We start from the raw sequence: 16,292 nt of genomic DNA, 5'->3' as shown, positions 1-16,292 counted from the left end.
ATTTAAGGGAGATTTAAAAATGATAAATTCATCAATTGATATTATGGATCCTGCAAATGGTAAATTTAAAGACGAATGTGGTGTTTTTGGGATATATGTAAATAAACCAGTTGATGTTGCATCAGTAACTTATTATGGTCTTTATGCACTTCAACATAGAGGACAAGAAAGTGCAGGAATAGCAGTTGCTAATGGAGAAGAAGTAAAAATTCATAAGGGACTTGGTTTGATTACAGAAGCTTTTAATAGTGATAATTTAGATTATCTTAAATCTTTAAATGGGAATATAAGCGTAGGTCATGTTAGATATTCTACAGCTGGAGCTAAAACAGTTGAAAATGCTCAACCGCTTTTAGCAAATACAAAGTTAGGGCCTATAGCTATGGCTCATAATGGAAATTTAGTAAATGCTGATGTTATACGTGAGTTATTAGAGGATGGTGGACATGTTTTTCATACATCAGTTGATTCAGAAGTTTTAGCATCACTTATAGCTAGAGGTTCTAAAAGAGGCATAGAAAGAGCTGTTGTTAATGCAATTTCTGCAGTAAGAGGTTCTTTTGCGATGGTTATTATGACAAAGGATAAACTAATAGGAATAAGAGATCCGCACGGAATAAGACCTCTATGTCTTGGAAAGATTGATGAAGGATATATTCTTTCTTCTGAAAGTTGTGCTTTAGATTCGGTAGGGGCAGAGTTGGTTCGTGATATAGAGCCAGGAGAAATAGTAGTAATCGATAGTGATGGAGTTAAATCTATTAAGTATTCAGAAGGAACTACATGTCAGACTTGTGCTTTTGAATATATATACTTTGCAAGACCAGATTCAGTTATAGATGAATTAGATGTTTATAATACAAGAGTTAAACAAGGAGAAGTTCTTTATCAAGAACACAAAATAGATGCTGATTTAGTAGTAGCAGTGCCTGACTCAGGAATACCAGCAGCTGTTGGATATTCTAAGGCTTCAGGAATTCCTTATGAGATGGGATTTGTTAAAAATAGATATGTGGGGAGAACGTTTATATCACCATCTCAAGAACTAAGGGAAAGAGCAGTTGCAGTAAAGTTAAATCCTCTTAAAGTTAATGTAAAAGGAAAAAGAGTTATTCTTATAGATGATTCCATAGTAAGAGGTACTACATCAAAGCATTTAATAGATTCTTTAAGAAGGGCAGGAGCAACAGAGGTACATTTTCTTGTAGCTTCACCAATAGTTAAATTTCCTTGTTATTTTGGAATAGATACTCCTTATAGAAGTGAACTTATAGGAGCTAATAAATCAGTAGAAGAAATAAGAGAAACAATAGGTTGTGATTCTTTAGGATACTTAAGTTTAGAGGGAATGTATGAAGGGTTTTACGGAAGAAGAAACTTCTGTGTAGGATGTTTTAATGGAGTTTATCCAGTTTCAGCACCGATGGAAAAATTAAATGAGAATCTTGAGGAGGAAGAAGTGTTATGCTAACTTACAAGGAATCAGGGGTTAATATAGAAGAAGGATATAAGTCTGTAAAGCTTATTCAAAACTATGCAAAAGAAACTATGAGTAAGTATGTTTTAAATGGGTTAGGTTCTTTTGGAGGGATGATTGAAATACCAGAAGGGTACAGAAGACCAGTGTTAGTTTCAGGAACTGATGGAGTAGGAACTAAATTAGATATAGCTTGTAAAAAGAGAAAGTATGACACTGTAGGTATAGATTGTGTCGCTATGTGCGTGAACGATATTTTATGTCATGGAGCAAAACCTTTATATTTCTTAGATTATATAGCATGTGGAAAGCTTGAAGCAGAGGTAGCAGCAGATTTAGTAAAAGGTGTTTCAGAAGGGTGTCTTCAATCTGATTGTGCATTAATCGGTGGAGAAACTGCCGAAATGCCAGGTTTTTATAAAGAAGGGGATTATGATATTGCAGGCTTTGCAGTAGGTGTAGTTGAAAAAGAGCAAATAATAAGTGGGCAAGACATTAAAGAGGGGGACAAGCTTATAGGAATAGCCTCTTCTGGAATTCATTCAAATGGATATTCTCTTGTAAGAAAAGTGTTTACTGATTTAGATAGAGAATTTAATGGTAGACCAATATATGAAACACTTTTAGAACCAACTAAGATATATGTTAAACCGGTTTTAAGTATATTAGATAAATTTAAAGTAAAAGGAATGGCGCATATAACAGGTGGCGGATTTATTGAAAATGTTCCAAGAATGTTTAATGGAAGAGAAAATCTAACTGCGGTTATAGAAAAGGAAAGTTACAAACTTCCTGAGATATTTTTAGAGATGGAAAGATTAGGTGTTAATAGAGAGCATATGTATAACACTTTTAATATGGGAATAGGATTTATCTTATGTGTAGATGAAAAAGATGTTAACGAGATTTTAAGTGAGCTTAAGGAATGTGGAGAAGAGGCTTATGAAATTGGCTATATAACATCTGGAGGTGAGGGTATTTGTTTAAAATAGCAGTACTTGCTTCTGGTGGAGGTTCAAACCTTCAATCAATAATAGATAAAATTAATGATGGATACATAAATGCTTCAATAGATGTTGTTATTGGAAGTAAAGATGGAATATATGCTTTAGAGAGAGCAAAAAAGCATAATATAAAAACTTGTGTTATTAGTAAGAAAGAATTTGGGTGTGAAACATCTAATAGGATTTTAGAAGTAGTAAAAGATGTTGATTTAATAGTATTAGCTGGATATCTATCAATATTAGAAGGTGAAATATTAAAGGTATTTAAAAATAGAATAATCAATATTCATCCTTCTCTTATCCCAGCCTTTTGCGGAGATAAAATGTATGGCGAGTACGTACATAAAGCTGCTATTGAAAAAGGTGTTAAATATTCAGGATGTACAGTTCATTTTGTAAATGAAGAGGTTGATGGAGGTGCGATAATCTTACAGGATATAGTAAGTGTAACACCTGATGATACCTATGAAACTCTTCAAAAAAAGATTTTAGTAAAAGAGCATTTAAATCTTCCTAAAGCAATTAAGCTTATAAGTGAAGGGAAAATTGAGATAGTAAACAATAAGGTTATTATAAAAGAAGAGGTGTAGTATGAAAAAAAGAGCTTTAATAAGTGTTTTCAATAAAGATGGAGTTTTAGATCTAGCAAGATTTTTAGAAAGTATAGATGTAGAAATTATTTCTACAGGTGGAACATTTAAATACTTAAAAGATAATGGGATAAATGTTGTTGAGGTAAATGAAGTAACAAATTTTCCAGAGATGCTAGACGGAAGAGTTAAGACATTACACCCAATTATACATGCAGGTATATTAGCTATAAGAGATAAAGAAGAGCATATGAATACCTTAAAAGAAAGAGGAATAAACACAATTGATTATGTTGTAGTTAACTTATATCCTTTCTTTGAAAAAGTACGTGAAGATTTAAGCTTCGAGGAAAAGGTTGAATTTATAGATATTGGTGGCCCAACAATGCTTAGATCAGCAGCTAAGAATTTTAGAGATGTTGTTGTTTTAAGTGATAAAGAGGACTATGAGAGAGTTATAGATGAAATAAAGAAAAATGGAGAGGTTTCATTTAAATTAAGAAAGATTTTAGCAGGTAAGGTATTTAACTTAACTAATGCTTATGATGCAGCTATATCTAACTTCTTATTAGAAGGTGAAGAAGAATATCCTGAATATCTTTCTATTTCGTATAAAAAGAAACAAAGCTTAAGATATGGTGAAAATCCACATCAAAGTGCTGCTTATTATTCATCAAATGAGTTTGACGGAGCTATGAATAGCTTTGAAATATTAAATGGAAAAGAGTTATCCTACAATAATATAAAAGACTTAGATATTGCATGGAAAGTATGTAATGAATTTGAGGAAACAGCTTGTTGTGCATTAAAACATAATACACCTTGTGGAGTTGCAATAGGAGAATCTTCATTTGAAGTTTATAAGAAAGCTCATGATGCAGATCCAATATCTATATTTGGTGGAATTGTTGCAGTAAATAGAGAGATAGATGAAGAGACTGCTAAAGAAATGAGCAAAATATTCTTAGAAGTTGTTGCAGCCCCATCATTTACTGAAGGAGCTTTAGAAGTTTTAAAAGCTAAGAAGAATTTAAGAGTGATAAAATGTAATCAAAAGCCAAGTGCTAAAAAATTTATGGTAACTGTAGATGGTGGAATATTAGTTCAAGAAGAAGATTTAAAATTACAAAATGAATTAAAAGTTGTTACAGAAAAGAAGCCAACTGAAAATGAATTAAGAGATATGGAATTTGGAATGAAGGTTGTTAAATATGTAAAATCTAATGCTATTGTTGCTATTAAAGATGGAGTAGCAATAGGAATTGGTGGAGGACAAGTTAATAGAATTTGGGCAACTACTGAAGCGTTAGAAAGAGGAAAAGGAGCAACTGTATTAGCATCAGATGCATTCTTTCCATTTAGAGATTGTGTAGATGAAGCTGTAAAATATGGTATAAAGGCAATTATTCAACCAGGTGGCTCTATTAGAGATGAAGAATCGATAACTGCATGTAATGAACATGGAATATCAATGGTGTTTACAGGAATTAGACATTTTAAACACTAATTTTATAAAGCTATATGAAACTAATCTTTCATATAGCTTTAATTACAGGGGGATTTTTTAATGAAGATTTTATTAGTTGGTTCTGGCGGTAGAGAAAGTGCTATTGCTTTTAAGATAATTCAAAATGAAAAGGTATCTGAGATATATGTAGCGCCAGGAAATGGTGGAACAGCTTTATATGAGAAATGTGAAAATATAAATATAACTGATATAGATGAACTTTTATCTTTTGCAAAAGAGAATAATATAGATTTGACTATTGTTGGGCCTGAAGAACCTTTAACTAAAGGGATAGTAGATAAGTTTAGAAGCGAAGGCTTAAGAATATTTGGACCTGATAAAAAAGGAGCTGAACTTGAAGGAAGTAAAAGTTTTTCAAAAGACTTCATGAAAAAGTATGGAGTTAGCACAGCTGAGTATGAAGTATTTTATGATGCTGAAAAAGCAAAAGCATACTTAGAAACTTGTAGCTATCCAATAGTTATAAAGGCTGATGGATTAGCTGCTGGAAAAGGTGTAGTTATTTGTGAAGAACTAAATACAGCTTTAGATACTATAGATTTATTTATGGTTCAAGATATGTTTAAAGGAGCAGGTAAGAAGGTGGTTATAGAAGAGTTTTTAGTAGGTATAGAAGCTTCTATATTATCAATAACAGATGGAAAAACGATAATACCATTTTTATCTGCAAAAGATCATAAACAAATATTTGATGGAAATAAGGGACCTAATACAGGTGGAATGGGAGTAGTTTGCCCAAATCCTTACGTAACAGATGGAGTATTAAAAGATTTCTACGAAAACATAATGGATAAAACCTTAATGGGTATTAGAGAAGAAGGAATGGATTTTAAAGGAATAATATTCTTTGGAATAATGATAACTGAAAAAGGCGTTAAACTTTTAGAATATAACGTTAGAATGGGAGACCCTGAAACTCAGTCAGTTCTTACTTTAATGAAGACAGACCTTTTAGATTTAATTGAAAAAGCGTTAGATGAAAAATTAGAAGATTCAGAAGTTGAGTGGGAAGAAGGATATTGTGTTAATGTAGTGCTTTCTTCAAAAGGTTATCCTGATAAAGCTTGCACAGGCTATGAAATAGAAATTGATAATACAGAGTTAAGTAATGTATTTGTAGCTGGAGCAAAATTAGAAGAGGGTAAGTTAATAACTAATGGTGGAAGAGTTTTATCTGTTGTTGGAAAGGGAAGAACTTTAGAAGAGGCAAGAGAGGCTGCTTATAAAATTAGAAAAAAAGTTAATTTTGAAGGAGCTTATTGTAGAAGTGATATTGGAATTGCAAAATAATTATATTTTAAATACTATGTTAAATTTGTATGTTTAGGTGATATAATGAAAAAAATAATAATAAATGCCTAGTTAGGGGGTAATAAAAATGAAAAGTGATATAGATATAGCACAAGAAGCTAAGATGGAGCCAATAATAAAGATTGCAGAATCTATAGGTTTAAATGAAGATGAGATAGATCTTTATGGCAAATATAAATGTAAATTATCTTTAGATATTTTAAACAAAGAAGGAAAAGACGGAAAGTTAGTTTTAGTAACAGCAATAAATCCAACTCCAGCAGGAGAAGGTAAATCAACAGTTACAGTTGGGCTAGGTCAGGCTTTATGTAAATTAGGTAAAAATTCTATAATTGCATTAAGAGAACCTTCTTTAGGACCTGTATTTGGAATAAAAGGTGGAGCAGCTGGAGGTGGATATTCTCAAGTAGTTCCAATGGAAGATATTAATTTACACTTTACAGGTGATATGCATGCTATTACAAGCGCAAACAATTTATTATGCGCAGCTATAGATAATCATATTCATCAAGGAAACTTATTAAGAATAGATACAAGAAAGATTCTATTCAAAAGAGTTATGGATATGAATGATAGAGCATTAAGAAATATAGTAGTTGGAATGGGTGGACCGATTAATGGTTTCTTGAGAGAAGATGGATTCATGATAACTGTTGCATCAGAAATTATGGCGATTCTTTGCTTAGCAACTGACCTAAAAGATTTAAAAGAAAGAATGGGAAATATATTAATTGCATATGATTTAGACAATAATCCTGTCTATGCAAAACAATTAGAAGTTCAAGGTGCTATGGCATTATTAATGAAAGATGCTATAAAGCCTAATTTAGTTCAAACTTTAGAAAATACTCCTGCAATAATACATGGAGGACCTTTTGCTAATATTGCCCATGGATGTAATTCTATAATTGCAACAAAGATGGCATTAAAGCTTTCTGATATAGTGGTAACAGAAGCAGGTTTTGGAGCAGATTTAGGTGCTGAGAAGTTCTTCGATATTAAGTGTAGATATGGTGAATTAGCACCAAGTTGTGTAGTTTTAGTGGCTACAATAAGAGCTCTTAAGCATCACGGTGGATGTAAGAAAGATGAATTAAATATTCCAAATGTAGAAGTATTAAAAAATGGATTATCTAATTTACAAAAACAAATTGAAAATATTCAAAAATATAATGTTCCGGTAGTAGTAGCTATAAATAGATTCTTGACAGATAGTAAAGAAGAGGAAGAAGCTATAAAGGAATTCTGCGAAGAGCTAGGGGTTAAAGTTGCACTTTCAGAGGTCTGGGAAAAAGGTGGAGAAGGTGGAATAGAACTAGCTAATGCAGTTATTCAATCTTTAGATGAAAAATCAGAATTCTCTCCTATATATAATAAAGAAGAATCTATAGAATCAAAAATATTAACTATAGCTAAAGAAATTTATGGAGCAACTGGTGTTAACTATACTAATGCTGCTAAAAAGCAAATAGCTAATTTAGAAAGAATAGGTTTGGATAAACTACCAATATGTATGGCGAAAACTCAATATTCATTATCAGATGATCCAACGCTTCTAGGAAGACCAGAAAACTTTACTATAACTGTTAAGGAAATAAGAGTTTCAAATGGAGCTGGATTTATAGTTGCTTTAACTGGAGATATAATGACAATGCCAGGATTACCAAAGGTTCCAGCGGCTAATAAAATGGATATACAAGAAAATGGAAAAATTGTTGGATTGTTCTAAAGTGACAACGTCTAAATACTTGACAAAAGTTATGTAATTGTTAAAATTAAAGTATTGATTAAATTATTAGGATATAAAGATTAAAGGCAGCTTAAAGGCTGCTTTTAATTATATTAAGGTGGTGCTTGTATGATATTGTTAGTAGATGTGGGAAATACAAACATAGTTATTGGAATATATAATGAAAACGAATATATAGCTAGTTGGAGAATTTCTACAGACACAAAAAAAACTTCTGATGAATATAGTATTCAACTTATGCAGTTATTTGTTCAAAATGATTTAGATCCTAAAAAAGTAAAAGGTATAATCATATCATCAGTTGTACCTAATATAATGCATTCTTTGGAGAATATGGTTAGAAAAAGTTTTGATATAGAACCTATAATTGTTGGACCGGGAATCAAAACTGGAATTAACATAAAGTATGATAATCCTAAGGAAGTAGGAGCAGATAGAATTGTAAATGCTGTAGCGGCAAATGAACTTTATAATAGAGATTCAATAATAATAGATTTTGGTACAGCGACAACTTATTGTGCCCTAACTAAGGAAGGTAATTACTTAGGTGGATGTATATCTCCAGGAATAAAGATAGCTTCAGATGCTTTGTTTGAAAGAGCAGCTAAATTACCAAGAATAGAGCTAGAGGTACCTAAAAATATTATATGTAAAAACACAATAACAAGTATGCAAGCTGGAATTCTTTATGGATATATAGGACAGGTTGAATATATTGTTAAAAATACTAAAGAAGAGATGAAAAGATTAGGGTTAGAAGAACCTTTTGTAATAGCTACTGGAGGTTTGGCAAATACAATTGCTAGACATACAGATGTTATAGATGAAGTTAAAGGTGATTTAACATTAGAGGGGTTAAGAATAATATACGAAAAGAATAAGGAGTAACAAAAGATGAAAATAGGAAACCTTACTTTTAATAATAATGTTTTCTTAGCACCAATGGCAGGAGTTACTGATATTTCCTTTAGAGGATTATGCAAAGAAATGGGATGTGGATTAGTTTATACTGAAATGGTTAGTGCAAAAGCATTATATTATGGAAGTGATAACACTAAAGCATTATTAAGAATAGCGGATGAAGAAAAACCAGTAGCAGCTCAGATTTTTGGAAATGATCCTAAAATAATGGCGGAAGTGGTTGAAAAATATTTTAATCCAAGAGAAGATATTTGTATCTTAGATATAAATATGGGATGTCCTGCGCCCAAAATAACAAAAAATGATGAAGGATCTGCTTTGATGAAAAATCCTAAATTAGCAGCAGAAATAGTAAGTAGTATAAAGAAGGTCTCGAACAAGCCTGTAACTGTAAAGTTTAGAAAAGGCTATGATGAAGAAAATATTAATGCTGTAGAATTTGGTAAGGCTTTAGAGGAAGCAGGTGCTGATGCAATAGCAATTCATGGAAGAACAAAAAAACAAATGTATGAAGGTAAAGCAGATTGGGATATAATAGCTAAGGTGAAGAATTCTGTTTCAATTCCTGTAATAGGAAATGGAGATGTATTTACACCTGAAGATGCATTGAATATGAAAAAAATTACCAATTGTGATGCTATTATGATTGCAAGAGGTAGTATGGGAAATCCATGGATATTTAAGCAGATAGAAGATGTTCTAAATGGTAAAGATGCTTCTATTGTAACTGATGTAGAAAGAATAAATATGTGTATAAGACATTATGAGTTAGCTTTAAAATATGATGGAGAACATAAAGCTGTAAGAGAAATGAGAAAACATGCATCGTGGTATCTTAAAGGATTACCAAATAGTAGTGAGTTAAGAAACACTATTAATTCAATGGATAAGAGTTCTAATGTTATAGAAATATTAAATGAGTATAAAAATGTTTTGAGATAATATAATACTATAGTGTAATTTATATGAAAATACAGAATATTATTAAAGAAAGTACTGCCTTTTATGGTTTGTAATTTTATTGACATATTAAAAGTGCTGCTTTATAATATTTAAAATGATTTCAAGATTATTAACCTATAAATAGGGATTTAATAAAGTAAGATTCGAAGGGGAGAAAGATATGAGTCAAACAAAAAAGTTTATAATGACTTATGAAGGAGTTAAAAAGCTAGAAGAAGAGTTAGAATATCTAAAAACAGTTAAAAGAAAAGAAATAACTGAAAAGATCAAGGTAGCTTTAGGGTATGGGGACTTAAGTGAAAACTCAGAATATGATGAAGCAAAGAACGACCAAGCATTTACAGAAGGAAGAATTCTTCAATTAGAAAATATGTTAAAAAATGCACAAGTTGTAGATGAAAGTGAAATCCCAAGCGATACAGTTTCAGTAGGATCAGTAGTTAAGCTTATGGATTATGACTTTGATGAGGAAGTTGAATACACAATAGTAGGATCAGCAGAAGCAGATCCAATGAACTTTAAAATCTCAAATGAATCACCAGTAGGAGAAGCATTACTAGGTAAAAAAGTTGGGGATGTTGTAGAAGTTACTGTTCCAGAAGGAGTAAGTAAGTTCGAAGTTCTAGGAATTAGAAGAGCTTAATTGGAGGTATAATTAATGTCAACTGAAGAAATGAATATACAAGAGCTAGAATCTCAGTTCAGTGAGCAAGAAGCTTTAAGAAGAGAAAAGTTAGCAAAGTTACAAGCTGAAGGAAAGGATCCTTTTGATGTATACAAAGTAAATAGAACTCACTCTTCAAAAGAAGTAAAAGATAACTTTGATACTTTAGAAGGTAAAGAGGTAACAGTAGCAGGAAGAATTATGTCAAAGAGAGGACAAGGAAAAGTTGTTTTCTCAGATATCCATGACAGAGACGGAAAAATTCAATTATTCATAAAGATTGATGAAGTTGGAGAAGAAGCTTTAAAGCAATATAAGACAAATGACATAGGTGACTGGGTTGCTTGTACTGGGGAAGTTTTTAAAACTAAAACAGGTGAAGTATCAGTTAAGGCTAAAGAAATAGAGTTAATTTGTAAATCTTTAAAACCACTTCCTGAAAAATGGCACGGTTTAAAAGATCCAGATTTAAGATATAGACAAAGAGAAGTAGATATAATAACTAATCCAGAAGTTAAAGAAACTATAATTAAGAGAACTCAAATTATTAAAGGGATAAGAGAATTCTTAGATAATAGAGGATTCTTAGAAGTTGAAACACCAATATTAGGTGCTATAGCTGGTGGAGCTGCTGCAAGACCATTTATAACTCATCATAATACATTAGATATAGATATGTATTTAAGAATAGCAACAGAATTATACTTAAAGAGATTAATTGTTGCTGGTCTTGAAAAAGTATATGATATGGGTAAAAACTTCAGAAATGAAGGTATGTCAGTAAGACATAACCCAGAATTCACTATGATAGAGCTATATGAAGCTTATGCTGATTATAACGATATGATGGAAATAACTGAAAATATGATTGAATATGTTTGTAAAAAGGTAAATGGAACAACTAAGGTTACTTACCAAGGTACTGAAATTGACTTTAAAGCACCATGGAGAAGAATAACTATGGTTGATGCTGTTAAGGAATATGCTGGAATAGACTTCAATGAAATTAAAACAAATGAAGAAGCTCAAGCTATTGCTAAAGAAAAGCATTTAGAATTCCCAAAACCATTAAATACTGTAACTAAAGGTGAAGTATTAAATATGTTATATGAAGAATTCTGTGAACAGCATATGATCCAACCAACATTCATTATAGATTATCCAGTAGAAATTTCACCTCTTACAAAGAAAAAGAGAGGAAATGAAATGTTCACTGAAAGATTTGAAGGATTCGTGTTTGGTAGAGAATTATGTAATGCATATTCTGAATTAAATGATCCTATAGTTCAAAGAGAAAGATTTGCTCAACAAGCTAAAGAAAGAGAACTTGGGGATGATGAAGCTTACATGATCGATGAAGAATTCATGAGCGCATTAGAAACAGGTATGCCACCAACAGGTGGTCTTGGAATAGGAATAGATAGATTAGTAATGTTCTTAACTGATTCAGCGTCAATAAGAGATGTTATACTATTCCCAACAATGAAACCATTAAACTAGTTAAAAACCGCCGAAAGGCGGTTTTGCTTTGTTAAGAATTAAAATTTAATAATTAATATTGAAATAATAGTAGAGTTTTAAGTGAGATAAATAGCTAAAAAATAAATAAAATAAAAATTTATAAAAAAATAAACAAAAAGGGTTGCATTTTATATAAAAGTTGATATAATAGATTATGCAATGACGTTCCGCGATAGCTCAATGGTGGAGCACTCGGCTGTTAACCGATAGGTTGGAGGTTCGAGCCCTCTTCGCGGAGCCATTTTAAAACTTCATTGCAAAAGTTTAAAGGAAACTCACTCAACAGAGTTGAGGAGTACAAGATTCTAACTAAATCGGAGATTTAGAGAATCATAGCATTCCGCGATAGCTCAATGGTGGAGCACTCGGCTGTTAACCGATAGGCTGGAGGTTCGAGTCCTCTTCGCGGAGCCATTTTAAACTTAATAAAAAGAAGGTAACTTACTCAACTAGCGTTGATAAGTACAAGGTTATTAACTAAATCGAAGATTTGGATAACCATAGCATTCCGCGATAGCTCAATGGTGGAGCACTCGGCTGTTAACCGATAGGCTGGAGGTTCGAGTCCTCTTCGCGGAGCCATTTTTATTTTAGAAGAGTTTTGTAAGAACAGATTAGTCTGATTTTACAAAACTTTTTTTCTTTATTCAAAATAATTTTTAAAACATAATAATTTATGTAATGACGTATAATGCTAATTTGCTTGACATATACATGTGTTTTGGTAAAATTAATATATAATTTAATAAACGCTGTGAAAAAGAGGAGTAGTTTTAATATTTCTTTAAGAGAGATGATGGTTGGTGTAAATCATTAGGAATGTAAAATGAATGGAGCTTTGGAGTGTATTATTTTAAAGATGGGCTTAAGCCAAGAAGGGTGGAACCGCGGAATAGTTATTTCGTCCCTTTGTGGTTTTAGGGCTTTTTTTATTATAAAAAATTATTTAATGATTAATAATGAATAATTAACTGGTCAAAAAATTAATCTTTACTATTCAATATTAATTATTAACTATCAATTAAATTTAGGAGGAATCATATATGGCAGTAGAAAAAACTATGGAAAAGATAGTTGCTTTATGTAAGAGTAGAGGATTTGTATTCCCTGGATCAGAAATATACGGTGGATTAGCGAATTCATGGGATTACGGCCCATTAGGAGTAGAATTTAAAAATAATGTTAAAAAAGCTTGGTGGAAGAAGTTCGTACAAGAAAGCCCATATAATGTTGGTGTTGATTGTGCAATATTAATGAATCCAGAAGTTTGGGTTGCATCAGGACACGTTGGCGGATTCTCAGATCCACTTATGGACTGTAAAGAATGTAAATCAAGATTTAGAGCTGATAAATTAGTTGAAGATCATATGACAGAAAGTGGAGTAGAAGTTGCTTCAGCTGATGGATGGACTAATGAAGAATTAATGGAATATATAACTAAGAACAACATAGTTTGTCCTAAGTGTGGAAAAATGAACTACACTGATATAAGAAAGTTCAACTTAATGTTCAAGACATTCCAAGGGATAACAGAAGATTCAGCTAGCACTGTATACTTAAGACCAGAAACTGCTCAAGGTATATTTGTTAACTTTAAATCAGTTCAAAGAACATCAAGAAAGAAAGTTCCATTTGGTATAGCTCAAATAGGTAAATCTTTCAGAAATGAAATAACTCCAGGTAACTTCACTTTCAGAACAAGAGAATTCGAACAAATGGAATTAGAATTCTTCTGCAAACCAGGAACAGATTTAGAATGGTTTGGATACTGGAAAGATTACTGCTGGAACTTCTTATTAAACTTAGGTGTAAAAGCTGAATGTTTAAGAATGAGAGATCATGGTGAAGAAGAATTATCATTCTACTCAAATGCAACATCTGATATAGAATATTTATTCCCATTTGGTTGGGGAGAACTTTGGGGAATAGCTGATAGAACAGACTATGACTTAAAGAAGCATGCTGAACATTCAGGAACAGATATGACTTATTTAGACCCAACAACTAATGAAAAATATGTTCCATACTGTATAGAACCATCATTAGGAGCAGATAGAGTTGCATTAGCATTCTTAGTAGATGCATATGATGAAGAAGAATTAGAAGGTGGAGATGTTAGAACTGTAATGCACTTACATCCTGCATTAGCTCCATATAAAGCTGCTGTACTTCCATTATCTAAGAAGTTATCAGAAAAAGCTGATGAAGTTTATGCTATGCTTTCTAAAAACTTCAATATTGAATATGATGAAACTGGAAGTATAGGTAAGAGATATAGAAGACAAGATGAAATAGGTACTCCATTCTGTATAACAATTGACTTCGAAACAGAAAATGATGGATGTGTAACTATAAGACATAGAGATTCTATGACACAAGAAAGAGTTAAAATTGAAGAATTAAATGACTTTATAGCTAAGAGCTTAGAGTTTTAATGTAATTAGGGCTGTTTGATAAACAAACAGCCCTTTATTTATATATCTGTATCGAAATTTAGGATTAATAGAATATAATAAGTTATGATGTTATAATAATTTTATATATGGGATAAAATTCAAATATGTAGAGATTTGTATAGGATTATTTTTGCTCTGGAGGATATTATGAAAAGAGATTTTAAAGAATTTAAGGAATTTATTAAAAATAAAAAAGTTGCAGTAGTTGGAATAGGGGTTAGTAATATTCCTTTAATAAACTTTTTATTAAAACTAGGGGCTGAAGTTACAGCTTTTGATAAGAAAACTAAAGAAGATTTAGGTGGGGTTTATGATGACTTTATATCTAAAGGTGTAAAGATGGAGCTAGGAGAACATTATCTTGATAATCTTACTGGATTTGAAGTTGTTTTTAAGACTCCTTCTATGAGAATAGATTGTGATGCCTTAGTTAAAGTTAAAAATGAAGGCGCTTATGTAACGTCTGAGATGGAAGAGTTCGTTAGATACTGTAAAGGTAAAGTATATGCAATTACAGGTTCTGATGGGAAGACTACAACTACAAGTATAGTAGCGAAGCTCTTAGAAGCTGAAGGATATAAAACTTGGGTGGGTGGTAATATAGGTACACCTCTATTTGCTAATATTGAAGAAATTGAAGACGAGCATAGGGTTGTCTTAGAGTTATCTAGTTTCCAACTTATGACTATGAACTTACCAGTAGATGTTGCCATAGTAACAAATCTTACACCTAATCATTTAGACATGCATAAAGGAATGCAAGAATATATAGATTCTAAGAAGAATATTTTCTTATATCAAAATGAATCAGATATATTAGTAGTAAATAGAGAAGATGAGATAACTTATGAATTTGAGAAAGAAGCTAAAGGTCATATTAGAGAGTTCAGTTCTAAGAGAGTATTAGAGCATGGAGCTTATTATAAAGAAGGTGCTTTATATCTAGAAGATAAGAAGGTATGTGAAAAAGAAAATATTATTATTAAAGGTATGCATAATGTAGAAAATTATTTAGCTGCATTTGCTGCGACTAAAGATGATGTAAAAATTGAAACTATGAAAAATGTAGCTGAGACATTTGGTGGGGTTGAACATAGATGTGAATTTGTAAGAGAGATTGATGGTGTTAAGTATTATAATGATTCAATAGCATCAACCCCTACTAGAACTGTAGCTGGATTACGTGCTTTTGATAAAAAAGTGATTTTAATTGCTGGAGGGTATGATAAGCATATTCCTTTTGAACCATTAGCTGAAGATGGATATCCATATATTAAAGAAGTAGTAATTTTAGGAGCTACTAAATATAAAATAAAAGAAGCTTTTGAAAAACTTAAATTAGAAAAAGGTATAGATGTTCCAACTGTAATGGTTGAATCTTTAGAGGAAGCTGTAGAAGTTTCAAGAAAGATAGCTACTGAAGGGGATATAGTAACTTTATCTCCTGCATGTGCATCCTTTGATATGTTCCCTAATTTTGCAGTAAGAGGAAATAAGTTTAAGGAAATAGTCAACGCTACGAATTAATAGGAAAATGAGTTAAATTTGATAATAGAAAGTGAGCTAGAGTATTTTTATATAATCTAGCTCATTTTTATGAATGAAATCTAAGTAAATATATTAGTTAATATGAAAAATAAACTTCCACATATCCTGGTGTATCAATATATGAATAAATAAGAAAAAAAGAGAAAAAAAGAGTAATATAAAAATAATTAAAATAGATAAAATGCAAACATTGCAAGAAAATGAAGAAAGATGGTAACATAGTAAAAGTCGTCGGCAGTAATTATTAAATAACTGAAGATGATGAGTTGAAAACATTGATTAAAAGTTAAAAAAACTTTTTAAAAAATATGTTGACAACAAAAAAGATAAATGTTATCATAAAAAAGCAGTCGGGAATGATTGCTAAATGATCTTTGAAAATTGAACAGAATATAAATTAAGAACCAGCAATTCTTTTGAGAGTTTTTAAAATATTAAAGACTCAAAGTAATTTGAGCAACAGATTAAACTTTTTATTGAGAGTTTGATCCTGGCTCAGGACGAACGCTGGCGGCATGCCTAACACATGCAAGTCGAGCGAGTTGATCCCTTCGGGGTG

12 protein-coding genes, 3 tRNA genes, 1 rRNA gene and 1 other annotated feature are annotated in these 16,292 nt (G+C 31.4%); all 16 genes read left to right on the top strand.

Annotated features, from left to right (window positions below):
- Positions 1-19 precede the first annotated feature (19 nt).
- Positions 20-1,471: an amidophosphoribosyltransferase gene (gene purF, locus LQE93_RS12155; protein ID WP_055265017.1), complete on the top strand. Its 1,452-nt coding sequence runs from the start codon at positions 20-22 to the stop codon at positions 1,469-1,471.
- Positions 1,465-2,469 (top strand): phosphoribosylformylglycinamidine cyclo-ligase, encoded by a 1,005-nt coding sequence (gene purM / locus LQE93_RS12150; protein ID WP_186839373.1) that lies wholly within the window; start codon positions 1,465-1,467, stop codon positions 2,467-2,469. The genes purF and purM overlap by 7 nt, the downstream gene beginning before the upstream one ends.
- The gene (gene purN, locus LQE93_RS12145) at positions 2,457-3,071 is read left to right on the top strand and encodes a phosphoribosylglycinamide formyltransferase (protein ID WP_055265013.1); all 615 of its coding nucleotides are present in this window, start codon (positions 2,457-2,459) and stop codon (positions 3,069-3,071) included. Before purM ends, purN begins: the two co-directional genes overlap by 13 nt.
- Position 3,072: 1 nt before the next feature.
- Positions 3,073-4,578, top strand: a complete 1,506-nt coding sequence (gene purH, locus LQE93_RS12140) for a bifunctional phosphoribosylaminoimidazolecarboxamide formyltransferase/IMP cyclohydrolase (protein WP_231073850.1) — start codon at positions 3,073-3,075, stop codon at positions 4,576-4,578.
- Positions 4,579-4,638: 60 nt separating this feature from the next.
- Complete coding sequence (gene purD / locus LQE93_RS12135) at positions 4,639-5,889, top strand: phosphoribosylamine--glycine ligase (protein ID WP_231073848.1); 1,251 nt, start codon at positions 4,639-4,641, stop codon at positions 5,887-5,889.
- Positions 5,890-5,977: 88 nt separating this feature from the next.
- Positions 5,978-7,639 carry a formate--tetrahydrofolate ligase gene (locus tag LQE93_RS12130; protein WP_231073846.1) on the top strand — a complete coding sequence of 554 codons (1,662 nt, stop codon included), beginning with the start codon at positions 5,978-5,980 and terminating at the stop codon, positions 7,637-7,639.
- Positions 7,640-7,768: 129 nt separating this feature from the next.
- A complete protein-coding gene (locus LQE93_RS12125; protein WP_055265005.1) occupies positions 7,769-8,548 on the top strand; it encodes a type III pantothenate kinase in 780 nt (259 codons plus the stop codon).
- 6 nt (positions 8,549-8,554) lie between these two features.
- On the top strand, positions 8,555-9,523 hold the full coding sequence (gene dusB, locus LQE93_RS12120) for a tRNA dihydrouridine synthase DusB (RefSeq protein WP_186839376.1): 969 nt from the start codon (positions 8,555-8,557) through the stop codon (positions 9,521-9,523).
- 181 nt (positions 9,524-9,704) lie between these two features.
- Complete coding sequence (gene greA, locus LQE93_RS12115) at positions 9,705-10,187, top strand: transcription elongation factor GreA (RefSeq protein WP_055265001.1); 483 nt, start codon at positions 9,705-9,707, stop codon at positions 10,185-10,187.
- A 15-nt stretch (positions 10,188-10,202) separates the two neighbouring features.
- Positions 10,203-11,708 carry a lysine--tRNA ligase gene (gene lysS / locus LQE93_RS12110; RefSeq protein ID WP_055264999.1) on the top strand — a complete coding sequence of 502 codons (1,506 nt, stop codon included), beginning with the start codon at positions 10,203-10,205 and terminating at the stop codon, positions 11,706-11,708.
- Between the two features lie 187 nt (positions 11,709-11,895).
- A tRNA-Asn gene (locus LQE93_RS12105) sits at positions 11,896-11,970 on the top strand.
- A gap of 98 nt (positions 11,971-12,068) precedes the next feature.
- A tRNA-Asn gene (locus tag LQE93_RS12100) sits at positions 12,069-12,143 on the top strand.
- A gap of 93 nt (positions 12,144-12,236) precedes the next feature.
- Positions 12,237-12,311, top strand: a tRNA-Asn gene (locus LQE93_RS12095).
- A 163-nt stretch (positions 12,312-12,474) separates the two neighbouring features.
- Positions 12,475-12,641, top strand: a binding site (T-box leader).
- A 131-nt stretch (positions 12,642-12,772) separates the two neighbouring features.
- Positions 12,773-14,164, top strand: coding sequence for a glycine--tRNA ligase (locus LQE93_RS12090; protein WP_231073845.1), 1,392 nt, complete (start codon positions 12,773-12,775; stop codon positions 14,162-14,164).
- 168 nt (positions 14,165-14,332) lie between these two features.
- Entirely contained in the window at positions 14,333-15,712 is a 1,380-nt protein-coding gene (murD, locus tag LQE93_RS12085) for a UDP-N-acetylmuramoyl-L-alanine--D-glutamate ligase (protein WP_231073843.1), read from the top strand.
- 493 nt (positions 15,713-16,205) lie between these two features.
- Positions 16,206-16,292: ribosomal RNA gene (locus tag LQE93_RS12080) — 16S ribosomal RNA — on the top strand; the annotation flags it as partial.

It is taken from the genome of Clostridium sp. NSJ-145 (assembly GCF_021044725.1).
In the GTDB taxonomy this organism is placed as follows: Bacteria; Bacillota; Clostridia; order Clostridiales; family Clostridiaceae; genus Clostridium; species Clostridium disporicum_B.
This window is presented reverse-complemented; position numbering and strand designations above follow the sequence as displayed.

Bases quoted from the DNA above. Each gene is read 5' to 3' on its own strand.
- murD (WP_231073843.1), top strand. From the start codon at position 14,333: ATGAAAAGAGATTTTAAAGAATTTAAGGAATTTATTAAAAATAAAAAA.
- LQE93_RS12090 (WP_231073845.1), top strand. From the start codon at position 12,773: ATGGCAGTAGAAAAAACTATGGAAAAGATAGTTGCTTTATGTAAGAGT.
- purF (WP_055265017.1), top strand. From the start codon at position 20: ATGATAAATTCATCAATTGATATTATGGATCCTGCAAATGGTAAATTT.
- greA (WP_055265001.1), top strand. From the start codon at position 9,705: ATGAGTCAAACAAAAAAGTTTATAATGACTTATGAAGGAGTTAAAAAG.
- purH (WP_231073850.1), top strand. From the start codon at position 3,073: ATGAAAAAAAGAGCTTTAATAAGTGTTTTCAATAAAGATGGAGTTTTA.
- purD (WP_231073848.1), top strand. From the start codon at position 4,639: ATGAAGATTTTATTAGTTGGTTCTGGCGGTAGAGAAAGTGCTATTGCT.
- LQE93_RS12125 (WP_055265005.1), top strand. From the start codon at position 7,769: ATGATATTGTTAGTAGATGTGGGAAATACAAACATAGTTATTGGAATA.
- LQE93_RS12130 (WP_231073846.1), top strand. From the start codon at position 5,978: ATGAAAAGTGATATAGATATAGCACAAGAAGCTAAGATGGAGCCAATA.
- purM (WP_186839373.1), top strand. From the start codon at position 1,465: ATGCTAACTTACAAGGAATCAGGGGTTAATATAGAAGAAGGATATAAG.
- lysS (WP_055264999.1), top strand. From the start codon at position 10,203: ATGTCAACTGAAGAAATGAATATACAAGAGCTAGAATCTCAGTTCAGT.
- dusB (WP_186839376.1), top strand. From the start codon at position 8,555: ATGAAAATAGGAAACCTTACTTTTAATAATAATGTTTTCTTAGCACCA.